We start from the raw sequence: 24227 nt of genomic DNA, 5'->3' as shown, positions 1-24227 counted from the left end.
AAAGCGGAAACGGCCAGCTCCGTGGGGAACTGGCCGGATACAGATTTATTGTGCAGGCGGGGCGTAAGTCACGATGTCGATCCCGACGCCGTTGGGGTCTTCGATGGCGAAGTGGCGATCGCCCCAGGGCTCGTTGCGCAATTCAATCCGGATCGCAACGCCTTTGGATGTCAATTCCTTATACATTTTATCGACGTCTTCCACCTCTATCGTCAGGTATACGCCCTGGCCGCCGAACGCCGGATGGAACAGCGGTTGCTGCGACGGATGTTTCGGCAGCAGGAAGCTGATTTCCGCCGCATGGCCCGGTGTGTGCATGAGCAGGTAGAATTCGTTTTCGAACGTTACGCCGAAACCCAGTGTTTCGGTGTAGAATTTTTTTGTTTCCGCAAGTTTGGGCGTGATGATCCCGGCGTTCATTTTCATGGTCGGAGGTTTTGTGTTTTTTTGTGCGAATAGCGGTAAGGAGAAAAGCAGCATGGCCGCCAGTAAGGTATGTTTTTGCATGATGTGCGGTTGTTTGATGATGACGGTACAAAGGTCGGCCGGTACCGTCGGGGATCATAGTACAAAACGGACATAATGCTACCGACCCCATGCCTGGCCGGGCGTAAGGCCGTAAAACCGCCTGAATTCGCGGATGAAATGGGATTGGTCATAATAACCGGCGTCGAAGAAAAGTTTGTCTTCCCGCAGGCTCCGCGACGAAGGCTTGGCCTGCAATATCCGCTGGAAGCGGACGATACTGCTGAAGGCTTTGGGCGTATCGCCGACGTATTGCCCGAACATGCGGCGCAGTTGCCGCGGGCTGATCCCCGTCTGGATTTCCTTTTCCAGTTGAATGGTGCCGTTGTGGCGCAGGATGAGATCGAGGGCTTCGTAGAAGCGCCCGTCGGGACTGAACGTTTTGCCGCCGATGAGGCCGAGCAGGAGCTCGTCGAGCACCAGCGCCAGGGCTTCCGGTTGTTGGATACCGGCGCAGCGGTCGGCCAGTTGGCGGGTCAATTCCGGATCGATGGCGGCGAGGTTTTCCGTTTTCCCGGTAAATGCGTCGGCCGGAACGTGATAGAGTTGGGGAAAGATACCGGGAAGGAAACGAATACCGGCGAAATGAAAATCCCCCGTCAGCGGAAACTCCGTATAGGCGTCCGAGATGCCCATCAACCAGGTTTCGGCAGCGTTCCCCGGCACGAAGAAAATATCCATACAGCCATCGGCCACCACCCGGTACGGAAACGGTTCCAGAGCCGCCATATTCGTTTTCAGCTGCCAGTAACAATAAATATAAGGCTGCAGGGCAGGACAGGGAAGCATCTCCACATACGAAACCGCCTCGTCTGCCGCGGAAACCGCGGGCTGGACGGGTTTGTAGAGATCCCGGATGTGGGTGAACTGTTGCATGCTGCCGATAAAGCTGGTCAACGGCAAGGTACCGAATCCTGCCGGCACGGGAAAATTTCGTCGCAGATGTCATGCAGCTACCGGACAGTACGGGATAGTGTTATCGGATTCTTTTCCCATATTGGGCGCGCAGAATTCCACATTATGAAAACTATCATCTCTATACTGGCCATGCTGGCAATGGTGCTGGGCGCCCGGGCACAGGAGGCGCAATGGATTTCCACCATGCGCAGCCAGAGCGCCACCAACACCTGGATCGCTTTCAGAAAATCCGTGCAGCTCGAAGACGTGCCCGCCACGGCACTCGCTACTATCGCGGCCGACAGCAAATACTGGATGTGGGTCAATGGCCGGGCCGTCGTCTTCGAAGGCGGTCTTAAACGCGGCCCCAATCCGCTCGATACGTATGCAGACAAGGTAGACATCGCGCCCTTCCTCAAAAAAGGCAGCAATACCATCGCGATTTTGTTGTGCTATTTCGGGAAAGATGGATTTTCGCACAAAAGCAGCGGCCGCGCCGGATTGTATTTCGATTGCATGGCCGGGAAAACGCCCATCCGCAGTAACCGTCAATGGAAAGCCGCGCTCATGCCCGCTTTCGGGACGGCGGGAGAGCCCCTGCCCAATTTCCGGCTGTCCGAATCCAGCGTGTTGTACGATGCGCGGAAGGAAAGGGCAGGATGGGAGCAGCCTTCGGCAGACGATCGGTGGATGGGAGGCGCGTCCGAACTGGGGGCCGCCGGCGCTTACCCTGGAATGCCCTTATAACGCGGCCCATCCCGCAATGGAAAGATTACGGCTTGAAGGAGTTTCCCAAAACTTCCATCGTTGCCACGGGCGACACCATCGTCTGCGATCTGCCCTACAACGCCCAGGTGACGCCGTATTTCGACATCGAGGCCGCGGCCGGCGGGCATATTTCCATCTTCACCGATAATTATCTTTCCTTCAGCGGCGGCGAAGCCAACCTGCGCGCCGAATACCTGACGAAGGAAGGGCCGCAGGCTTATGAGCACCTGCTCTGGATGAACGGCCATAAAGTATATTACGTGTTCCCGAAAGGCACGAAGATCAAATCCCTGAAATTCCGCGAAACCGGCTACGATACGCAGTTTTCGGGGAGTTTCAGTTGCTCCGATCCCTTTTTCAACAAACTCCGCGACAAAGCTTTGCGTACCCTGTACGTAACGATGCGCGATAATTTCATGGATTGCCCGGAACGTGAAAGAGGCCAGTGGACGGGCGATGCGGTCAATGAAGCCGGCGAGGTTTTTTATGCGATGTCGCCCTCCGCGCATCTGCTCATCCGTAAATGGCTGCATGAAATCATTGCCTGGCAGCAGCCCGATGGCAAGATTTACGCGCCCGTTCCGGCCGGCAACTGGTTCGATGAACTGCCCTGCCAGGTGCTCGCCACGCTGGGATATTACGGCATCTGGACGTATTACCTCAATACCGGCGACAAAACCACCATCGCGGATTTGTATGACGGCGCCAAAAAATACCTGCAGCTCTGGGAGCCCGACGGCCAGGGGCTGATGCAGTTCCGTCGGGGAGACTGGACCTGGGGCGATTGGGGCGATAACCGCGATATGCTTTGCATGTACAACCTTTGGTATTACATCGCGCTCGACGGGATGGAGCGCATGGCCCGCGAGCTCGGCAAACCGGCAGACGCCGCCATGTTCGCCGCCGCCCGCGCCAGATTCCATCCCGCTTTCAATGCGCGATTCTGGAACGGGAAATCGTACCGCGACCCCGCCTACAAAGGTAAAACCGACGACCGGACACAGGCGCTGGCCGTGGTGTCGGGGATTGCCGGGCCGGAGAAATACCCGGCCATCATGCAGGTATTTGCAGCGGAAAGGCATGCCAGCCCGTATATGGAAAAATATGTATTCGAAGCGATGTTCCGGATGGGCCGGCCAGACGAGGCGCTGGCCCGCCACAAGGAGCGTTTTTCCGAAATGGTGAACGATCCGCGGTTCACGACCCTGTTCGAAGGATGGGGCATCGGGCCGAAGGGTTTCGGTGGCGGAACGGTGAACCACGCCTGGAGCGGCGGCGGGCTCACGGTGCTGGGACAGTTCCTTTGCGGCGTGGAGCCCCTGAGCCCGGGGTACGACACGCTCCGCATCATGCCCCGGCCCGGGAAGATGGAAGAAGCGGCCGCCACGGTACCTTCCGTCAAAGGCCCCATCCGTACCGCATTCGTGAACCGCAACGGCCGATTCTCCCTTGATGCGGAAACGCCCGGCGGCACCACCACGGTGATCGCGGTACCGTCGGCTAAAAAGATCAAAATGAACGGGAAAGTGGTGTTTGCCAACGGGAATTTCACAAAACCGGGCGCGGCGAAGCCCTTCGGGACGGAAGGGGGATATGTGCGGTTTTTGGTGGGGCCGGGAAAGTGGCGGTTCGAATCTGAGAAATGATCGCGTTGTAGCCTGTAGCGATAAGAGGGCGCCCCCGGCCGGGGGCGCTTTCGTTTTTTGGAGGGATGCTCGCCAAAAATTGGGAACGGTCCCGCAATTTTAGGCCGTATCAACCGGCAGGAATTGTCATGTATCGGGATATGAAAATTATATCGCTTGATTCTCAGTCAGATATCCATGCAGATTCCCGCTAAAAAAGTTCTGCGGCAATTATTGAAATGTCGATAAATTTGTCGAGACCAATTTCAAAGGGGATTAAACACGTTGTCTACGTCTATTCAATACGAGGAGGAATGGCTGAAAATGGCTGCAGATGGGGATGAGCTAGCGTTTACGCATCTTTTTCATGCATACAAGTTCAAGCTGTACGGCTTCATCAGCAAGCTGACCGGTTCGCCGGCCACGGCGGAGGATGTGGTGCAAGACGTATTCCTGAAGCTCTGGAAAGACCGGAAGTCGCTCCGCGACGTGGATTCCTTCGGCAGTTATCTCTTCCGCATGGCGCAAAACCACGCCATCAACGGTTTCCGGAAAATGGCGCGGGAAGAGAACGTTATCCGCCAGTTGCAAACGGACGAAGCGCCGGCACACAGCAGCCCCCAATCCCATATTTCCCTGAAAGAGACCCGGGAGCTGTTGCACCGGGCCATCCAGCAATTGCCGCCCCGGCAAAAAGCCATTTACCTCCTCAGCCGCGAAGAGGGCGTCAAGCACGAAGAAATCGCCCGGAGGCTGCAAATCACCACCGGTACGGTGAAAAACCATATGATCCAGGCGCTGCGCACCCTCCGCGAAACGCTCAGCCGGCACCCCCATTCCCTCGAAATCCTCCTGTTGCCCTGCCTCGTGTTTCCATTTTGTTAAATTTTTTTCCTGACCACTATGCCTATCGCTTCCGGCGGTTGTCTTTATCTGTAGCAACGCTACGGGCGGGCTCACGTTATCTTAATTTTCAACCATATGTCTAACGCAAGGATCCAATATCTCGTCAACCGCTTTTTTGAGGGCGCCAGTTCGGAAGACGAACGGCAGGAGTTGGCCGACTGGGTAAACCGGTCTGCATCCGACGCGGCATTGCAATCGGTGCTGGAAGAAGCCTGGCGCAATTACGAGCCATCGGCGGCCGACCGGCAACGTGGCGAAGCCGCCATGGAGCGTGTATATACCCGGATTTCCGAGGAAACGGACCGTACGCGGATGCGCATCGCCTGGTGGAAACCCGCCGCTGCGGCCGCTGTGCTGTTCCTGGCGGGCCTTGGCATCTGGAAGGGCACAAGATCGGCGCAGGAGCCCCTCGCAAACGTACAGGAAGAAGTTACCAACGATGTAATGCCCGGCGGCGAAAAAGCCGTGCTCACCCTCTCCAACGGCCGGCAGATCGTGCTGGATAGCGCGGCAGACGGGCTCCTGGCGCAACAGGGCGGCACTTCCGTCAATAAACTATCCAACGGCCAGCTTGTTTATGACGGCGAAGACAATCGGGAAGGGGAAATCGTATATAATACGATGACCACGCCCCGCGGCGGCCAATACCGCCTCACATTGCCCGATGGCACGAAAGCCTGGCTCAATTCCGCTTCCTCCATCACTTTCCCCACCGCGTTCGCGGGCGCCTCGCGCAGCGTGACGATAACGGGTGAGGTATATCTCGAGGTGGCGAAAGACGAGAAGATGCCCTTCACGGTAAAAGCCAACGGGGTAGATATTGCCGTATTGGGCACGCATTTCAACGTAAGCGCATATCCTGAAGACGGCGCCGTGCGCACCACGCTGCTGGAAGGGAAAGTGAAAGTCTCCACCGCAGCAGGTTCCCGCACCATCGCCCCGGGCGAGCAGGCGCAGGCCGGCAACGGCCGGCTGGATGTGCATCAGCACGTAAATCTGGACCAGGTGATGGGATGGAAGAACGGGCGGTTCGTGTTTGAAGGGGAGCCCATCGCCCGCGTCATGAACCAGCTTTCCCGCTGGTACGATGTGGAAGTGGGGGACATCGAGCAGGTAGACGATCGCTTCTACCTCGACCTGCCCCGCAGCAAAAAACTCTCCGATGTGCTGAAGGCACTCGAATTAACAGGCAAAGTCAAATTTAAAATAGAAGGCAAAAAAATCGTCGTTATGAAGTAAAACACCACGTACGCAGGTACCGGACATAGAAAACGCCCTGCCTGGTCCGCAGGGCGCTGAAGGTCTGAGTACTTAAAACAGTCCACTCTGATAGAAAGTTTATTGAATCACTCAAACTATGCAAATCTATGCATTTAAAGCTCCTTTATGCCTTCCTGCCGGAGGGTATTAACAAAAAATTGCGGATCATGAAACTCACCGCTTTGTTCCTGTTGTCTGCATGTATGTGCGTGAGCGCCAAAACGCTCAGTCAACAGGTAACTATTTCGGAGAAGAACGCTCCCCTGGAAAAGGTGTTCCGGGAGATCAAGCGCCAGACCGGCTTTTCTTTCGTGTACACGGCCAAGCAACTCGAAAAGGCCGCACCGGTAACGCTCTCCGTGAAAAACCGTCATATCAGCGAGGTGCTGGAAGCCTGCTTCCGGAACCAGCCGCTGGTATTTACGCTGTTGGACGATGTGGTGATCGTGAAAGAAAAAGCTGCTTCCGCAGCACCCCGTTCGGAAATTCCCGATGCCAAACCGCTCATGCAAATTAAAGGCAAGGTAACCGACGAAAAGGGTGAACCGCTTCCCGGCGCTACCATTCAAATCAAAGGCACCCAACGCGGTACCGTTACCGACGGCGAAGGGAACTTCCAGCTGCAGGCCGACGCCGGCGCTGTTCTCCTGGTTTCCCAAATGGGTTTCGAAACCCTGGAATTGCCCGCGACAGAAAACATGAAGGTGGTCCTCAAGCCGAAGCAATCCGACCTGGAAGCCGTAGTTGTAGTGGGTTACGGCACCCAGAAGAAAGTGAACCTCACCGGCTCAGTAGCCGCCGTAACTTCCAAGCAATTGGCCGACCGCCCCGTAACCAACGTAGCCAGCGCCTTGCAGGGTACCATGGCCGGTGTGGCCGTAACGGCAGCCAACAGCGGCCAGCCCGGTAAAGACGGTGGCGTCATCCGCGTTCGCGGTATCGGCACGCTGAACAATTCCAGCGCCATGGTGGTAGTAGACGGTGTGATCTCCAGTATGAACAATGTGAACCCCGACGATATCGAATCCATTTCCGTACTGAAAGACGCCGCCTCCGCATCCATCTACGGTTCCCGCGCGGCCAACGGCGTGATCCTCATCACCACCAAGAAAGGAAAGAAAGGCGCGCCCCAGATCGTATTCAATACTTATGTAGGCAAGCAAAAAGCCACCGCGCTGCCCGACTTCCTGCCCTCCTGGCAATCGGCTTCGCTGTACAACCAGGCCCAGACCAACCAGGGCAATGCGGCTTACTATAAACCGGAAGAGATCCAGAAATTCAAAGACGGATCCGATCCCTTCAACTACCCGAACACCGATTGGCTCGACCTCGCCTACCAGGGCTCCGGTATCCAGCAAAACTATTACCTCGGCCTCAGCGGAGGTAGCGAAACAGGGCAATACTCGCTGTCGCTCGGGATGTTCGACCAGGCTGGTCTCGTAGAGAAAACCAACGCCAAACGCTACACCACCCGCTTCAACATCAGCCAGCAACTGAGCCAGCGCCTGCGCGTTTCCGGTAACCTGGCCTACACGTACAACCCGGTGAAAGAACCGCAGTCGAGCTACCCCGGCGTACCCGATTTCACGCAGATCATCCGCCAGTTCAACCGTATTTCGCCGACGGTGCCGTACAAGTTCGCCAATGGACACTACGGTTACATCGCCGACGGCAGCCCGGCTGCATGGCTGGAATCGCCCAGCTTCCGGAACGATAATACTTCCGACCTGCTCGGCAACGTGTCTGCCGACCTGGAAATCATAAAAGGCCTGCACTTCAAGCCTTCGCTGGCGTATACCCAGCGTACGGTACAGACCAAATCCTTCATCTCCGACATCCAGTATTACGACAAAAACGGTAATCCGACCATGTACCCCGGTCCCAACTCGCTGAAAGACGGCAGTCAGACCAACATGGTAGTGACCCACCAGGACCTCCTCGAATACGGCACCAGCTTCGGCAAACACAACCTGAAAGCCCTTGCCGGTTATTTCCAGGAGTATACCAAATACACCTTCAACGAAGGTTTCCGGAAAAACTTCCTGAACAACAACCTCAGCCAGCTCAACCTCGGTTCGGCAGACGGGCAGACCACGGGCGGCTATGCATATGAGTCCGCTTTGCAGTCGCTCTTCGGCCGTATCAACTACGACTACGACGGTAAATATCTCTTCGAAGCCAACATCCGCCGCGACGGTTCGAGCCGTTTTGCGAAGAAGAACCGCTGGGGCACGTTCCCCTCGTTCTCCGCAGGTTGGAACATCGATCGTGAAAACTTCTTCCAGGGTGTGAAACAATATGTATCGGCCATGAAGCTGCGTGCTTCCTGGGGCGAACTGGGCAACCAGACGCTCGCAGACGATGCGGATAACCCCGCAGCGCCGTTCTATCCTTACATCCCGATGTACTTCGGCAGCCAGAACTACGGTTTCGGTGGCGCGATCGCTCCGGGGATTTCCCTGCTCCGCGGCGCCAATGCCGACATCGTTTGGGAAACCACGGCAGAAACCAACGTTGGCCTGGACGCATCGATCCTGGGCGGCAAGGTGAACCTGACGGTAGACTGGTTCAAGAAACGTACCCGCGACATCCTCATCGAAGTGCCCGTGAGCGCCGTGTACGGCCTCAAACCGCCTGCGCAGAACGCCGGTATCGTGGTGAACAAAGGTTGGGAATTCACGGTAGGGTATAGCGACAGCAAGGGCGACTTCAACTGGGGCGCCAACGGTAACGTATCGTTTATCCGCAACAACATCGAGAAATTCATTTCGAGCGGCCCCTCCGGCTATACGATCAAACAGGAAGGGTTGCCCATCAATGCATTCTGGGGTTACATCGCCGACGGCATCTTCCAGTCGAAAGCTGAAGTGGACGCCCACGCCAAGCAGAACGGCAATACCAATGCAGGCGATATCCGTTACCGCGATCTCAACGGCGATAACGTCATCGATACCAAAGACAAAACCTATATCGGCAACTATTATCCGAAAGCTACCTACGGCCTTACGCTCAACGGTGGTTGGAAAAGTTTCGACCTGACGGTGTTCTTCCAGGGCGCTGCAGGTGTTAAAACCTACATCGACGGTGGTAAACTGGGTAACGTCAGCACTTCGGCCGGCAAGCCCACTTCAGCCCTCCTCGATACCTGGTCTCCCGAGAACCCGGGCGCTTCCCTTCCCAGGATCCTATACACCTGGAAGCAGAACGACCAATCCAGCATGCCTTCTTCCTTCTGGGTGAAAGACGCTTCTTACCTCCGCCTGAAAAACCTGCAGCTCGGGTACACCTTGCCTGAAAACATGCTCCGCCGTATCGGCATCAAGCGTGCAAGGGTTTACTACAGCGGCCAGAATATCCTGACCTTCAGCGGTCTGTACAAATGGGTAGATCCCGAAGCACCGAGCTCTTCCAGCATCTACTACTATCCGCAGGTGAAAGTGAATACGCTGGGCCTGAACGTAACATTCTAACGGAAGGTATCATTTAAAAAAACTGACAAATGAAAAGGAAGAACTTCATCATATTAACTGCAATATCTGCCGGAGCCCTTCTCTCGGCATGTAATAAAGATTTCCTGGAACGCACGCCGCTGGATGCTTACAGCAACAACGTGCTCTGGAAAACGGAATCCGACGCCCTGGCAGCGCTCAATGGCTGCTATAAAGATTGGGAAGACGCGGAAAACCTTATCTACATGGATTGCGTGTCTGATAACGCCTACAACCAGTATTTCTGGGAAGGGTTCACCGCACACGGCAACGGCGATGCCACGCCTTCTGACCCGGACGCTAAAAACCGCTTCACCTATACCACCATCCAGAAATGCAACAACTTCCTGGAGAATGTGGACCAGGTGAAAATGGACGATGCCAAAAAGAACCGCATGAAGGCCGAAGCCCGCTTCCTGCGCGCGTATAAGTATTTTACACTGACACAGCTATACGGCGATGTTCCGCTGGTTACCAAAACGGTGACCATGGATGAAGCCAATACGATCAAACAAGCCCCTCAGGCCGAGGTGCGCCAGTTCATTCTCGACGAGCTGGCCGCCATCGCGCCGCAGCTGGAGGTAACCGCCGCCGACAAGGGCCGTGTCACCCGTGGCGCCGCGCTGGCCCTCCGTGCGCGCCTCGAACTGTTCATGGCTAAATACGACGACGCCATCGCTGACGCACAGAAAGTAATGCAGCTCGGCTATCAGTTGTACCCCGTGTATTCCGACCTTTTCAGGATCCAGCACGAAAACAATTCAGAAGTGATCCTCGATCTGCAGTACATGGAAAACACCCTTTCCAATGGTTGGCTCGGCATCATGCCGTCGTCCGGCTACGGCGGATGGGGCTCTATCAGTCCTACGCAGGAACTGGTAGACGCTTATGAAATGAAGAACGGGAAGCTGATCACCGAAGCCGGTTCCGGCTACGATGCGGCCAATCCCTACACCAACCGCGATCCCCGCCTCCAGGCTTCCATCGTGGTGCCCGGCCAGCAATACGGCGGCAAATTCTACGACCCGATCGATCCCGAATCCGGCGATTACTACCAGGGAGATAACAACGCCAAAACCGGTTACCTCTTCCGCAAGTTCACTTACGACCTGAACGATTTCGCGGATATGTGGAATACCGGTCAGAACGCGATCTTCATCCGCTACGCGGAAGTGCTGCTCACTTATGCCGAAGCGAAGATCGAGAAAGGCCAGATCGACCAGAGCGTGTACGACGCCATCAACGACGTTCGTAACCGCGCCGGAATGCCCGATGTGGATCAGGCGGTTTACACCGGCCAGGCGAAAATGCGCGAACTGGTACGCCGCGAAAGAAGGGTGGAACTGGCGCTCGAAGGTATGCGCTGGTATGATATCCAGCGTTGGAAAATCGGTGACCTGGTGCGGAAAGGCGCCATCCACGGCGTTCGCCCCGGAAAGGTAGATCCCAACACCGGCGCGCTCACCCTCACGGGGACCAACGTGGTGGTGGAAACCCGCAAGTTCGACGCATCCAAGAACTACCTGTGGCCCATCCCGCAGAAAGAAATCGATGTGAACAAGAACCTGAAACAGAATCCGAATTATTGATAAAACCCTTAGGTGCTACTCTTTTTGTGACAAGCCCGCCGGTAAACGGCGGGCTTTTTTTATGCCGCCGGTATATGAAATCAGCCGTATGTCAGCACAGCGCGCCTTCATCCCGCCCCATTCTTTATATTTAACCATAATGCAGCATTTACGGAATTTGGTTGCAGCGATGGCAGGCGGGATGATCTTGCTCCCCTTTGCCCTGCGCGCGCAACAACACAGTGAACATTTGCGTGTATTTACGGACACGCCCCGCCATTACGTTTGCCACCACATTGCATCATCCATGGAAATCGATGGGAAAGATGGGGAAGAGGTTTGGAAAAAGGCAATGTGGACGGATGATTTCATCGACATCGAAGGCCATCGCAAACCCGCGCCCCTTCACCGGACGCGCGCCAAAATGCTGTGGGATGAAAATTACCTCTACGTGTTCGCCGAAATGGAGGAACCGCATGTCTGGGGCAGCCTCCGCCAGCGCGACACCATCATATATGCAGACAACGATTTCGAAATGTTCCTCGACCCCGACGGCAACGCGTATGAATATTTCGAGATCGAAGTGAATGCCCTCAACACCGTGATGGACCTGCTCATGCCCCGCGCCTACCGCGCCGGCGGCCGCGCGATCCTCAACTGGGACGTGCAGGGGCTGCAAACGGCCGTCCACATCAAAGGGACGCTCAATGATCCCCGGGACAAAGACACCCGCTGGACGCTGGAGATGGCCATCCCGTTCCGTGCGCTGGCCGCGTATCATACCCGCATCGTGCCGCGGGACGGCAGCACCTGGCGCGTGAATTTTTCACGTGTGCAGTGGCAGCACGAAGTGGAAGGGAATACTTACCGCAAGCGGAAAGGGACGCCGGAATACAACTGGGTGTGGTCGCCCCAGGGGATCGTGGACATGCACGCCCCCGAAAGATGGGGTTTCCTGCAGTTCACGACAAAATCACCGGGAGAAAAGGTACTTTACGCAGAGCCCGCCTGGGTAGAAGCAGAGGCCTTGCTTTGGGAGGTTTATTACCGCCAGCACCGGTTCCGCCGGGAAAACGGGAAGTTCGCATCCACCATGAGCGAGCTGAAACTGGATAAGGAAAAGTTCGAAGTGGATTTGGAATCCACGAGCCGGCAATTCTCCGCCATCATCCGGCAGGGCCGCCGCACCATTATTATCGATCAGGAAGGAAAACTCAACCGCTATGAATAAACGTCATTTTCTGAAGGCGCTCGGGCTGGGAAGCCTCGCGCTCATGGAACCCGGAATTTCCATCGCCGGCAACCGCGATGAGGAGAAAAAGCCCAAAGCACCGGTACGCCATCGCATCTGGATCAACCCCAGCGAAAAAGATACCGACGCCGAATTGAAACAACGTTATGCGGAATACCGCGCCACCGGTATCGGGGTGATTTATTTCGAGGAAGACAGCGAGCGCCATTTCCGCGCCGCCAAATCCGCCGGAATGGAAGCCCACCGATGGTTCTGGACCATGAACCGAAACGAGCCCGAACTGCGTGAAAAACATCCCGAGCTTTTTTCCGTGAACCGCAAAGGCGAATCCTGCGCGGATAAACCGCCGTATGTGGGGTACTACCGCTTCCTTTGCCCCAACCAGCCGGGAACGCTCCAATACCTCAAATCCATAGCGGAAGAACAGGTCGCCAAAGATTATATCGACGGGCTGCACCTGGATTATGTCCGCTTCGTGGACGTCATCCTCCCCGTGAACCTCTGGGCCAAATACAATATCGATCAGTCGAAAGAATTGCCGGAATACGATTTCTGCTATTGCAAAACCTGCCGGGACAAATATGCGGCCGTGTATGGAAAGGATCCGCTGGAAATGGCGCATCCAGACCAAAGTCCGTCGTGGCGCAAGTTCCGGTACGACAGTATTACGAACATCGTCCGGAATTTATCGGAAGTAGCCCATGCGAAGAAGAAACCCATCACGGCAGCCGTTTTCCCCACACCTGAAATTGCGAAGCGGATCGTAAGGCAAGACTGGACGAACTGGCCTTTGGACGCCGTTTGCCCCATGATTTACCACGGTTTTTACAATGAAAACGTGCAATGGATCGGCGATGCGGTGGCGGAAGGCGTGAATGCGCTGAAAGGGAAATTCCCGCTCTACGCCGGGCTTTTCCTCCCCGATTTCCACGGTAATAACGATGATATCCGCAAAGCCATCCGCCTCGCGATAGATAACGGAGCCGCTGGCGTGTCGATCTTCGGATCGGTGAATTCCCAGCTGCTGGCCATTCTCCGCGAAACAGCGGGGTAATGCGCTAGGCGGCCCACTGCAACACCATCCAGGGCAATCCCACGGCGATGGCGATACCATATATCAGGTCGAGCCAGAAAAAGGAGCCCAACGCGCCGAGGTAAATGAAGCCGATGATGGGCAACACGATCACTTTTGTGAACCAGGGCCTGTCGTCTTCCTTCGCGGCCTGCCACAGCGCGCTGGCGTCGCCGGTGCTGGGGAAGGCGTGCATGGCGATGGAAACGCCGAGGTACACCATGGCGTAATCGAGGATATTCATACCGGCGCCCAGGTTGTACTGGATGGCCGATGGCAGTGCGATGAGGAATCCCAGTAGTGTGTTGATCATGAACGGCCCGAGGCAGATCAGCGCGGAATGCAGGAGGGATTTCGGTTTTTCGTGCAGCACGTAGCCTACGGGGTTCTCCATCTGGAAATACACCACTTTGAAAACGGGCACTTTGAGCGCGCGGCAATACAGCTGATGCGCCAGCTCGTGGACGATGACGCCGGGGAAGGTAAGGGCGGATATAATGATGCCGGGAATAAACATGTTCAACGCATTTATTGGTAAACGGTTTCGCCGTCGAGCACGCGGCGGAGTTGGGGCGCCGAAGCGGTATCCTCGCGTTCGGCGGATAATTTAACTACGGCCTGCAACAGTTGCCGGCTATCGGCTTTCTGGCCTTTGGCCTCCAGTACGAGCGCCAGCGAAGCCAGGGCATGGGAGGAAAGGGGATCGAGGCGGACAGCTTCCATGGCCAGTTCTTCGGCTGCCGGTAGTTGCTTTTTGCGCAGCACCACCCGCGATTTGGCCGACATGGCGTAGGAATCCTGGTGGTTGCGTTCCAGCAGGATGTCGCACACGGAATCCGCTTTTTCCAGCTCGTTCATTTTTCTCAGCACCGTGGCGTAATCTATCGAAGCGAAATAATGATCGGGATTGGCATCCAGCGTTTTTTCGAGGATGGCCCGGCTTTCGGGAAGCTGTTCATGTTCCAGCAGGTAACTCCCGATGCGCGCGCCGCAATAAGCCAGCACCGCATGCGTCTGCTTGCTGCCTGCCAGCGAATCGATGAAACGCAATTGCTCACGAGGCGGTTGGGCCGTTATGAGGTCCAGTTGCGCGAGGAGGAGCGTGTCTTCACAGAAATGCCGGTTGAGATAATCCGTGGCGGCATTACAACTCACTACCAGTCCCTCTTTGATGTATGTTTTTTCTCCGAGGAAGCTGATCGATCTGTCGTACGCATCATAATCGAAATTATAAGCGGATGCGATGAGGTGATAACAATGCGCCTCGAAATGTTCCGGGAAAGCGGTCAGCACCGAGTCAGCTTCATGTTGCGCGGTAAGGAAATTATGCTCGTCCACCGCCCGTTCTGCGCGGATGAGGTGGCCGGCAAGTTTGATGGATGCGGGTAATTTCAGCAGGTTGATGACCAGTACCATCGCTACGACGCCGGCGAAAATCCAGAGCCACCGCGGAATGGGATAATTGATGAAGGCCTGCCGGCATTCTGGGCACAACGCCGAGGCGTGGCCATGTTCCACATGCGGACTGCCGCAGTGGGAGCAGGTTACCGAAGTTGCGGGGGGTGCTTCGGGGGTATACGTGTATTCTTCCATCGTGGATGGTGATTTCAAGGTAAAGGGATTGGCGCGCAAATTATCCAAATTCCCCGCAAATATTATGGTGATTTCGTGTTACGGCGACGGAGCGGCGGTTTTCAGCTGGCCGAGGGCGTCGCTGAACTGGCGTATGCTCACGGAATCGAGGCGGTTGGCGGGGTCTGACAGGAAGGTTTGAAGCGCCTGGCGGTACTCTTCCTGGTAAGATTCGTTCGACGGACTGGCGGCCAGTTGATTGCGGGCACGGTCTACCGCCTCGCGGTTTGAGGCGATGATGCGCATTTTGCCGTACGTGGATTCGTCGGCCATGATCACGATGTTTTCCTCATACCCCGGGATGTATTTGGTAACGAAAACCTGTCCGGGCGGTGGGATCAATATTTCGTTGCGGATGGGCCAGATGGCGGCGGACATGGACGAGAAGTTCGTTTTCACATCTTTCCCGCCGGCTTTGGCGATGACCGCGTACTCGAAGATGTACTGATCGTTGAGGGTGGAATTGGTTTGGGTGGCCTGGATGACGACGGCCGTTCCCGGCGTGCCCCAGGTCTGGAGGAACCATGCGTTCAGGAACGAAGCACAGAAGATATTGGCCATCCCGAGCAGGAAACCCGGAACGAGCAGCCACAGGCGGCGCAACAATACCGCGAGCCCCGCAAAAACGGCGAGGATAATAAAGAACGACCAGGCAGGATGCTGGCTCAGAAAATACAATACAGCAGATATGGCTTTCATTTTATATCGGTTTTTCAGTGGTGAAAGGCGCAATCCCCCGCGCCCGCATAATTTTTTCTCCACTCCTGCAAAAACTGTGCGAATACTGGATTTTATTTCTGTATCTTGTTTTTGCAATCGAATGAAATAATTGTATGATGCATAACGAATACTCCCGGAGGAAGTTCCTCCAACAGGCCATGATGGCCTCTGCTGCTCTTGCTACGCCCGGCATTCTCATGGCCCGCGGCGGCGCCTTGCCCCGCAGGATCGGGGCCAACGAAAAAGTGAACCTGGCCTGCATCGGTATCGGCAACCGGGGAGGAGAAATCATCCGCGAACTGCATAAAACCGGATTGGCCAACATCGTTGCGCTGTGCGACGTAGACATGGGCGCTCCCCACACCCTGGAAGTCATGAAATTGTTCCCGGACGTACCCCGGTTCCAGGATTTCCGGCAGATGTTCGACAAAATGGGCAAAAAGATCGATGCCGTTTCCGTCGGCGTTCCCGACTTCGCGCATTTCCCCATCACCATGATGGCCATCGGCCTCGGCATTCACGTGTATGTCGAAAAGCCCATGGCGCGCACTTTCCAGGAAGTGGAGCTCATGATGAAAGCCGCCCGCAAACATCCGAAAGTAGTGACCCAGATGGGCAACCAGGGCCATTCCGAAGCCAACTATTTCCAGTTCAAAGCCTGGAAGGAAGCCGGGATCATCAAAGACGTCGACAAGATCGTTGCACATATGAACTCGCCCCGCCGCTGGCACGGATGGGATACGAATATCAAATCTTTCCCCGCCACCGAGCCCACGCCCGAAACGCTCGACTGGAACGTTTGGCAGATGCAAACGCAGGGGCACACCTATAATAAGGACTTCGTCAACGGCCAATGGCGCTGCTGGTTCGACTTCGGAATGGGTGCCCTCGGCGACTGGGGCGCGCACATCCTCGATACGGCCCACCAGTTCCTCGACCTGGGCCTGCCCCACGAAGTAGATCCCATCAAGCTGACGGGCCACAACAATTTCTTCTATCCCACATCTACCACGCTTTCGTTTAAATTCCCCGCCCGCAAACAAATGCCTGCGGTGGATGTAATGTGGTACGACGGGGTAGACAACCTTCCGCCGATCCCCGCCGGCTACGGCGTTTCCGGCCTCGATCCGAACATTCCGCCCCCGAGCACAGGCACCATCAAACCCGCCAAGCTTAATCCGGGCAAGATCATTTACAGCAAAGACCTGACGTTCAAAGGCGGTTCGCACGCGTCTACGCTTTCCATCATCCCTGAAGAAAAAGCGAAAGAGATGGCCGGCAAACTGCCCGAAGTGCCAAAGAGCCCTTCCAATCACTACGCCAACTTCCTGCTGGCCTGCAAAGGCGAGGAAAAGACCCGTTCTCCCTTCGAAATCGCCGGTCCGCTCAGCCAGGTGTTCTGCCTCGGCGTGGTGGCGCAGTGGACAGGTCGTAAGATCCAGTTCGACCGCGAAAAGAAAATCATCACCAACGACAAAGCGGCCAATGCGCTCCTCGTGGGCCCGCCGCCGCGCAAGGGTTGGGAACAATATTACAAGGTGTAACCACCTGGGAGGCGGCTTTCGGGCCGCCTTTTTTTATGTGATGAAATGCAGATCAGTGGCGAATTTCAGATCGTTTTTATTTGATTGGGATGTGCACTGGCGAAATGCATAACAACGCAATGCTACTTCGAAACTCATACCTCACACCTTCTTTCTTTTCCGCATGCAGGCAATGAAGCGATATTTTTTGTCAACCGTTAATCCATGCATTTCATCGCATAACCCCCTCCGTACTATATCATAAGGCGTAACACCGAAGAAGAACAACGCCGGTCTATATTCAAACGAGTAACACGGCATCTGTCGTATACCCGCCGTATTACTCGAATGAGTAGTCTTTTGAGGCCCCCCAATGCGCTAATTTTCCCTCCGCAAACAGACGGATGCAGATACGGAGAATTTTGACATGGACGGGGGCGCTTGCCGCCCTGATGGCCGTTGCGGCCTGGGGTATGCCATTGCTGAACGGTGGCGGGCCGCTGGCGCAGCCGTTGCGGAATAAGGGAAAGGTGCATATCCGGCAGGATGGCGCGAAATATACGCTCTACCGCAACGGGCGCCCGTTTTTTGTGCAGGGCGCCTCCGGCCGGGGAGACCTCGCTTCGCTCGCCGCGGCCGGCGGCAACACGGTCAGAACGTATGATACCGCCAACCTCCGCGCGTTCCTCGACGAAGCGCAAAGCCAGGGCCTCGCCGTGATCGCAGGATTGCCCATTCCTTCGAGCCCTTATGAAAAGTTTTTTTACCGGGACAAACGCAAGACCGATTCACTGGAGGCGGGCGTTCGCGCCGCCGTGCTGCGTTATCGCGATCATCCGGCGCTGCTCATGTGGTGTTTGGGGAATGAGCCGGTGATGACGTGGAGGCCCGGGCACAGGGGGTTCTATTCCACCTACAACCGCCTCCTGGCCTCGATCCACGAGCTCGATCCCGACCATCCCGTCACCACTACGCTTCCCAATTTCAATATCGCGCAGATCTGGATGATCCGGCAATGCGTGCCGGGGCTCGATGTGATCTCTTTCAATACCTTCGGGCGGCTGCATGAACTGGGCGAACGGCTGGAGCAGTTTTCCCGCATCTGGAACGGGCCGTTCCTCGTTGCGGAATGGGGCGCATACGGACCCTGGGAGTCGGAATACACCGCCTGGCAAGCGCCCGTCGAAAATACGAGCAGCAAAAAAGCGGAACAGTTACGCAAAATGGTGACCGACCTGCCATTGCAAAACCCCCGCTGCCTGGGCGCCCTCGCATTTTACTGGGGATACCGGGACGAAGCCACCGGCACATGGTTCAGCCTTTTCTCCACATCCGGCCAGCCCACCGAAGCCGTAGCGGCGCTCCGCGAATCCTGGGGCCGAAAATCCGCCAACACCACCTGGCCGCAGATAAAATATATGCTCCTCGGCGGCAAAGGCGCCCGCGACAACATCCTGCTCACACCCGGCAGCCGGCAAACGGCCAGCCTCTTCCTCGATGCCGCCAATCGCGCGCCCATCGCCACACTGGCGTGGAAAGTGACGCAGGAAAACTGGTATCACGGCACCGGGCGACCAAAGAAACCCGATATTATGATCGACACCACCGTTCGTGCGGAAGACGGACTGGAGCTGTCTTTTGTGACGCCCCGGCGCGGCGGGCCCTACCGGATATTCGTGCAGGTCACAGACCGGGAAGGGCACGTCGCCACCGCCAATACGCCTTTTTATGTAGTAGAATAAACCATGCGTGAACTGAAACAAGCCCCACAACCCACCCGGAGCGATATGCTCTCTCTGCGGCTGATGATCGCCATCGGCACGCTGGGCTTGTGTTTTTTCCTGTATTGCCTGCTTCGGCCCACGCACATCGGGCACCCCGTGCTGTACTGGATGTTCGTGAGCGCAACGGTTTTTGCCTGTCTGCGGATATTGCACGAATGGTATCACTATCTCTTCATTTCCGTTCCGAAGCCCAAACCCGGTAACCGGCAGTTTTCAGTGGATATCCTGACGACCTTCTGCCCGGGGGAACCTTACGAAATGATCGTGCAAACCCTCGAAGCCATGCAGGCCGTTACTTATCCGCATACTTCCTGGCTCTGCGACGAAGCCGACGATCCCTATCTCAAGGAAGTGTGCCGCAAACTGGGCGTCCGGCATGTAACCCGCAACCACCGCACCAACGCGAAAGCCGGGAATATCAACAACGCGCTGCAATTCGCCACGGGCGAGCTTTGCGTCATCCTCGACCCGGACCATATTCCGTCTCCCGACCTCCTCGATCCCATCGTTCCCTTCTTCAACGACGAAAATATCGGGTATGTGCAGATCGTGCAGGCGTATTATAATCTCGGCGACAGCCTGATCGCCAAAGGTGCGGCGCAGCAGACGTTCCATTTTTACGGCCCGATGATGATGACGATGAACCGCTACGGCACGGTGCTCGCTATCGGCGCCAACTGTACCTTCCGGCGGGCGGCGCTGGATTCCATCGGCGGGCATGCGGCCGGTTTGGCGGAAGATATGCACACGGCCATGCAGCTCCACGCGAAAGGCTGGAAATCGGCCTACCTGCCCGCCGTGCTCACGGAAGGGCGCGTCCCGTCTACCTTGTCGGCCTATTACAAACAACAGTTGAAATGGGCGCGCGGAAGCCTGGAATTGTTGTTCGTCACCTATCCGAAGCTGTTCCGGAAATTCACCTGGGCGCAACGGCTCCATTACGGGACGGCGCCTTTGCATTACTTATCCGGGCTGATTTTCGGATTGAATTTCATCGTACCGGTGTTGGCCTTGTCGATGGGGATCATCCCGTTCAAAATGGACCTGGTACTGTTTGCCCTCGCCGGACTTCCGTTCCTGGTGAGCATCCTGGCGATCCGGCATTTCGTGCAGCGATGGGTGATGGGCCGCGGCGAACGGGGGAACCATGTGCTGGGAGGCGTGTTGCTCATCGGCACCTGGTGGGTGCATATCGTGGGGCTCGTTTACACGATCATCCGGAAAAAAGTGCCTTACATCCCCACACCGAAAGACGATAAGGAAAAAGACAACTGGATACTCAACCTGCCTAACATCATTGTGGCCGTATGTTCACTGACGGCCATCGTGTATGGTTTGTATATCGACTGGAACCCTTACACCTGGATCATGGCCGGCATCGCCGGGATCAATTTCCTCGTGATGAGTTGCAACATCGCCATCAGCCGGCAAAAGGACGTGCAGGAAATGCGGACGCAGTTCCGCGTGCTGCGCAACAGTTTTTCGTATTACCGTACGTTGAAGCAATACTTCTGGAACTTCCGGCACGGCATCTACGCGGGCTTGCGCCAGTTCGCCTTCCCGATCATGTTGCTGATGGCCATTTCCACGCTGTACTTGTTCGGCAGCACGCAACAGGCGTATTTATCGGGCGAGCCGGGTTCGCAGGCCCGGGAACCTATCTTTTACACCGGCGTTTTCCAGCCTTCGGAGCCTGGAGGGATCACACGGCGGGAAGGTTGGGAAGGCTTCCAGCGGGAGTTTGCTACGCATGCCGACATCGTTTCCCTGTACATCCCCTGGGGCGACGGGCCGCAGTCGGAACTGCCGTTCCCGCTTGCGGAGGAAATTTACAGGAACGGATCGGCGCCGATGATCACCTGGGAGCCCTGGGCCTCGGGGTTTGCTTTTTCCGCCAACGATCCGGAGCTCGCCAGGGAGCGGAAAGTAATGTCGCGCATCACGGCAGGCGTGTTCGACGGATACGTGAAAAAATTCGCGCGGCAGGTGCGGGCGTTGAACCGGCCCGTGTTTATCCGGTTCGCGCATGAGGCCGACAATCCCGCCTACCCATGGTCGCCCGAAGGCGGGAACACGGCCGGGGAAGCGAAAAACGCCTGGCGCCATGTGCATGATCTCTTCCAGGCCGAGCGTGCCTACAACGCCGTGTGGGTGTGGAATCCCTGGAAGCCCGAAGCGGTGGAGCCGGGGTTTCCAGGGCGGCGGTATGTAGACTGGATCGGGGTAACGATGCTGAACTACGATACGCTGTCTGCTAACGGAAAGGATTACACGTTTGCGGAATTGTACGCGCCCTTCCGCCGGAAATCCATTTTCCGGTCGGGCCTGCCGGTGATGGTGGCAGAAGGCGGATCGCTGCGCGGCGAGCGGCAGAAAAGATGGATGGAAGACGCCGCGAAATCGATCACCGGCAGCTTCCGCGAAGTACAGGCGTTCGTGGTGTTCAATTCGGCTTTCGATAAAAATGTACCGCCCGGTGCTAATGTTCCGCAAATCGATTGGCAGCTGCAGGATGGGGGCGACTTTTTCCGGTTGACCCGCGGGAAACCCGGTGCCGTAGCGCCTCTCAAGCAACTACATTTCATCCAACCGCCTGTTCAGATGGCTTCCCGCCCCCGGTGGACGGACACTTTGCGCGGCATGCAATATCAAAAAGGCGGTAACTGGTTCCGCAATCTGCATACGCTCACGCGGGCCGAAGTGGTGAACGATTTCAGGGAGATGCGGACCGTCGGGGTCAATACCGTGCGACGCTACGGCCCGGGCGCATACGACCGGAACGTGCTGGTGGCCGCGGCGGAAACGGGAATAGGCCTGCATTACGGCTTCTGGTTGCCGCCGGTCGGCGATGCCCTGGCGGATGCGGAAACCATGCAGAAGAAGGCAGATGCGATCGTGGCGGAAGTCGGCCGTATGAAGCATCATCCGGAAATCAAAGCCTGGAGCCTGGCGAACACGGCGTTCAAATTATTGCAGTACCGGTTCGTGAAACCGGCCTATCTCTATCAGCAAAAGGCTTATACCGCCTGGCTGCGAGGCCTGGTGCAAAGGATCCGCGAAACCGATCCCGGCCGCCCGGTTACGATAGACGTAGACGCTCAGGGGAACCTGGCGGGCATGCTCCAGTACCTGACCGACGAAATCCCGCAGGCGGCGGCGTTCGGCGTGGTGCTGCCTCCCGGCGGGGAGGGACTGGTTCAGCTGAAAGACGTTGCTGCGCCATGGTTCCTCAGTGCCACGCCGGTGCAGTTGTATGCGACCGCGGGGCCGGAGGAAACCGGCGTTTTCGTGGCGGCCTGGCAAGACGAGGAAGCCACGAACCGCGTCACCTTCAACGGGCTCCTGGATGTGGAAGGGCGTCATAAGCCCGACTGGCACCGGCTCCGCGCTATCTGGCATCCAACCCTCCCGTCAAAATCACTGCCACCCGTCAACATTCTGCGCCCGGCGGTGACCGCCAGCGAAGGCAAAACGCTGGAGTACCGTGCACTCATCATGGAGCACGGAAACTGGCGATACGCCGTTGACGGGGATGTTACTTTTGAATGGGTGCTGGTGCGGCTCAACAGGGAAGGGAAAGCCGTCCGTAAAGAGCGCCTGGGCAAGGGCGCCGTCATGAAAGTGGAAATCCCTTTCAACCCGGCGGCTTACCGTTTGCATGTAAGCGCCGCGAAGGGAAGCGATGTGTCGGTGGCGGCCGTAACCCTCAACACGCCAATCTGATCGTCTCCCAGCTGGATTGTCGATCGTTTATGTTTGGAAAACGGCTGCAACCTTTAACACAACCATCTCATGCTGCAACGATCAATTCAACCGCGCCGCATATTTATCCTTCACGAACTGGTTAATGAACGTATTCAGCCCGAGGCCCTGCCGGGCGAGGGATTTCATCCTTTCCACATAGGTTGCGCCGGGTACCACGTAATTGTAATGATAGGCGGTGCCGTCACTGAAATGTACGTTGATATACCGGTCGTCCATTTCATAGGCCTTCACGGCCGAAGTGCCGCCAAGGTTTTGATAAGCTTGCATGGAGATATGTTTTGGTGTAACTAATAAAAGACAATGGATGGTAAAAAAAGGGTGAAGAAATTCACTTGCCTTCGAGCCGGGTCACATGCGCTGCAATGGCCACCCATTGGCCGTCGCGCTTCTCATAAATGTCCATGTAATTGTTCTTGACGGTTGTTTCTTTTCCATTAACGACCATAATAAATTCCACCTGCGCCACCACGATCCCGATGTTGCCCTTCACGGTGATGTCTACATTGTCGATCGTTGCGGAAGTGATCGGTGTGGCGGGTTTGGCCACGTTGCGGATGAGTTCTTTCTTGCTCAGGCGCGTTCCGTTGGAAGTGATCATCACCAGGTCGTCTGCCACAATTCGCTTGATGACGGTGGTGTCTTTTTCGGGATACGCCTGGATCCAGTCGGCATTGTGATTGCGGAGCGCGTTGTGGTCGGCGTCTTGCGCGCTGGCCGAAACGGCGCAGAACAGGAAGCATGCTGCGATAAGGATGGGGTGTTGCATAACGGGGGATTTATTGGCAATTCATATCCTGAATATACGAAATATAACTGCTGAAAACACACAGTTTACTGGATAAATATAAAAGTTATGTTATTGAAAATAAGATAGTTGTAAGCGATCGCAAATTTAGTTGACAAAAGCAACTAAATTAATTAGTTTTGGAATGCCATGCAAACGAACTTCACTTACCTCATCGCCGCCACGCCGCAGCAATACGAAGCTGCCCGCGCCATCTTCCGCGCCTACGCCCGTTCGCTGGATTTCGATCTGCAATTCCAGGGGTTCGAAAAAGAACTGGAAGACATCGATCAGCAGTACGGCCCTCCGGAAGGCGCGCTCATCCTTGCTTACAGCAATTCCGAAGTAATCGGCTGCGTAGCCGTCCGCAAATTATCCGGCACGGAATCCGAACTGAAGAGAATGTACGTGCTCCCGGGGTTCCGCGGTATGAAACTCGGCGAAACCCTTCTCCTCCGTGCCCTTCAGGCCGCCAAAGACCTCGGCTACCAAAAGCTTCGGCTGGATACCCTGCCTGATATGACCTCCGCCATCAAACTCTACGAAGCCCATGGCTTCAAAAGGATCGCGCCTTACCGGTTCAATCCCATGCAAGGCGCGATCTATATGGAAGCGGAGTTGTGAATGATTCAAGTACCGTGGTTTTCCCAATCCGCAC

General features: G+C 56.2%; 19 protein-coding genes. 12 read left to right on the top strand and 7 right to left on the bottom strand.

From position 1 onward, the window contains the following. Nucleotides 1-45 precede the first annotated feature (45 nt). Complete coding sequence (locus WJU22_RS01220; RefSeq protein WP_341841486.1) at nucleotides 46-426, bottom strand: VOC family protein; 381 nt, start codon at nucleotides 424-426, stop codon at nucleotides 46-48. 159 nt (nucleotides 427-585) lie between these two features. Continuing rightward, nucleotides 586-1401: a helix-turn-helix domain-containing protein gene (locus WJU22_RS01215; protein WP_341841485.1), complete on the bottom strand. Its 816-nt coding sequence runs from the start codon at nucleotides 1399-1401 to the stop codon at nucleotides 586-588. A 144-nt stretch (nucleotides 1402-1545) separates the two neighbouring features. Here WJU22_RS01215 and WJU22_RS01210 point away from each other — a divergent pair, with 144 nt between their 5' ends. The 8 genes from WJU22_RS01210 to WJU22_RS01175 all read left to right on the top strand — a co-directional run bounded on the left by WJU22_RS01210 (nucleotide 1546) and on the right by WJU22_RS01175 (nucleotide 13343). Further along, nucleotides 1546-2169, top strand: a complete 624-nt coding sequence (locus tag WJU22_RS01210; RefSeq protein ID WP_341841484.1) for a hypothetical protein — start codon at nucleotides 1546-1548, stop codon at nucleotides 2167-2169. A gap of 32 nt (nucleotides 2170-2201) precedes the next feature. Further along, nucleotides 2202-3836: an alpha-L-rhamnosidase C-terminal domain-containing protein gene (locus WJU22_RS01205; protein ID WP_341841483.1), complete on the top strand. Its 1635-nt coding sequence runs from the start codon at nucleotides 2202-2204 to the stop codon at nucleotides 3834-3836. Between the two features lie 264 nt (nucleotides 3837-4100). Further along, the gene (locus WJU22_RS01200; protein WP_341841482.1) at nucleotides 4101-4700 is read left to right on the top strand and encodes an RNA polymerase sigma-70 factor; all 600 of its coding nucleotides are present in this window, start codon (nucleotides 4101-4103) and stop codon (nucleotides 4698-4700) included. A gap of 96 nt (nucleotides 4701-4796) precedes the next feature. Continuing rightward, complete coding sequence (locus WJU22_RS01195) at nucleotides 4797-5960, top strand: FecR family protein (protein WP_341841481.1); 1164 nt, start codon at nucleotides 4797-4799, stop codon at nucleotides 5958-5960. A gap of 188 nt (nucleotides 5961-6148) precedes the next feature. Continuing rightward, nucleotides 6149-9451, top strand: a complete 3303-nt coding sequence (locus tag WJU22_RS01190; RefSeq protein ID WP_341841480.1) for a TonB-dependent receptor — start codon at nucleotides 6149-6151, stop codon at nucleotides 9449-9451. A 29-nt stretch (nucleotides 9452-9480) separates the two neighbouring features. Beyond that, a complete protein-coding gene (locus WJU22_RS01185) occupies nucleotides 9481-11058 on the top strand; it encodes a RagB/SusD family nutrient uptake outer membrane protein (RefSeq protein ID WP_341841479.1) in 1578 nt (525 codons plus the stop codon). 229 nt (nucleotides 11059-11287) lie between these two features. Continuing rightward, a complete protein-coding gene (locus tag WJU22_RS01180; RefSeq protein ID WP_341841478.1) occupies nucleotides 11288-12268 on the top strand; it encodes a carbohydrate-binding family 9-like protein in 981 nt (326 codons plus the stop codon). Beyond that, nucleotides 12261-13343 (top strand): family 10 glycosylhydrolase, encoded by a 1083-nt coding sequence (locus WJU22_RS01175; RefSeq protein ID WP_341841477.1) that lies wholly within the window; start codon nucleotides 12261-12263, stop codon nucleotides 13341-13343. Before WJU22_RS01180 ends, WJU22_RS01175 begins: the two co-directional genes overlap by 8 nt. A 4-nt stretch (nucleotides 13344-13347) precedes the next feature. On the opposite strand, the gene WJU22_RS01170 is transcribed toward WJU22_RS01175, so the two are convergent. From WJU22_RS01170 to WJU22_RS01160, 3 genes are read right to left on the bottom strand one after another with little or no spacing between them, the layout of a single operon-like run. Next, nucleotides 13348-13878: a metalloprotease family protein gene (locus tag WJU22_RS01170; protein WP_341841476.1), complete on the bottom strand. Its 531-nt coding sequence runs from the start codon at nucleotides 13876-13878 to the stop codon at nucleotides 13348-13350. Between the two features lie 11 nt (nucleotides 13879-13889). Next, nucleotides 13890-14972, bottom strand: coding sequence for a tetratricopeptide repeat protein (locus tag WJU22_RS01165; RefSeq protein ID WP_341841475.1), 1083 nt, complete (start codon nucleotides 14970-14972; stop codon nucleotides 13890-13892). A 60-nt stretch (nucleotides 14973-15032) separates the two neighbouring features. After that, the gene (locus tag WJU22_RS01160) at nucleotides 15033-15692 is read right to left on the bottom strand and encodes a hypothetical protein (RefSeq protein WP_341841474.1); all 660 of its coding nucleotides are present in this window, start codon (nucleotides 15690-15692) and stop codon (nucleotides 15033-15035) included. Nucleotides 15693-15826: 134 nt separating this feature from the next. On the opposite strand from WJU22_RS01160, the gene WJU22_RS01155 reads away from it, so the two are divergent. The 3 genes from WJU22_RS01155 (at nucleotide 15827) to WJU22_RS01145 (ending at nucleotide 22743) form a co-directional block, all read left to right on the top strand. After that, the gene (locus WJU22_RS01155; protein WP_341841473.1) at nucleotides 15827-17257 is read left to right on the top strand and encodes a Gfo/Idh/MocA family oxidoreductase; all 1431 of its coding nucleotides are present in this window, start codon (nucleotides 15827-15829) and stop codon (nucleotides 17255-17257) included. A 383-nt stretch (nucleotides 17258-17640) separates the two neighbouring features. Further along, nucleotides 17641-18978: a glycoside hydrolase family 2 TIM barrel-domain containing protein gene (locus WJU22_RS01150; RefSeq protein ID WP_341841472.1), complete on the top strand. Its 1338-nt coding sequence runs from the start codon at nucleotides 17641-17643 to the stop codon at nucleotides 18976-18978. A 3-nt stretch (nucleotides 18979-18981) separates the two neighbouring features. Further along, nucleotides 18982-22743, top strand: coding sequence for a glycosyltransferase family 2 protein (locus WJU22_RS01145; protein WP_341841471.1), 3762 nt, complete (start codon nucleotides 18982-18984; stop codon nucleotides 22741-22743). Between the two features lie 81 nt (nucleotides 22744-22824). Here WJU22_RS01145 and WJU22_RS01140 read toward each other — a convergent pair whose 3' ends face one another. Both WJU22_RS01140 and WJU22_RS01135 read right to left on the bottom strand, forming a co-directional pair. Further along, a complete protein-coding gene (locus WJU22_RS01140) occupies nucleotides 22825-23052 on the bottom strand; it encodes a hypothetical protein (RefSeq protein ID WP_341841470.1) in 228 nt (75 codons plus the stop codon). Between the two features lie 61 nt (nucleotides 23053-23113). After that, nucleotides 23114-23551 carry a nuclear transport factor 2 family protein gene (locus WJU22_RS01135; RefSeq protein ID WP_341841469.1) on the bottom strand — a complete coding sequence of 146 codons (438 nt, stop codon included), beginning with the start codon at nucleotides 23549-23551 and terminating at the stop codon, nucleotides 23114-23116. A 168-nt stretch (nucleotides 23552-23719) separates the two neighbouring features. Between WJU22_RS01135 and WJU22_RS01130 the strand changes: the two genes are divergently transcribed. After that, nucleotides 23720-24193, top strand: coding sequence for a GNAT family N-acetyltransferase (locus WJU22_RS01130; RefSeq protein WP_341841468.1), 474 nt, complete (start codon nucleotides 23720-23722; stop codon nucleotides 24191-24193). The last annotated feature ends 34 nt before the right edge of the window (nucleotides 24194-24227 follow it).

The sequence above is a fragment of the Chitinophaga caseinilytica genome (genome assembly GCF_038396765.1).
Taxonomy (GTDB): Bacteria; Bacteroidota; Bacteroidia; order Chitinophagales; family Chitinophagaceae; genus Chitinophaga; species Chitinophaga caseinilytica.
This window is presented reverse-complemented; position numbering and strand designations above follow the sequence as displayed.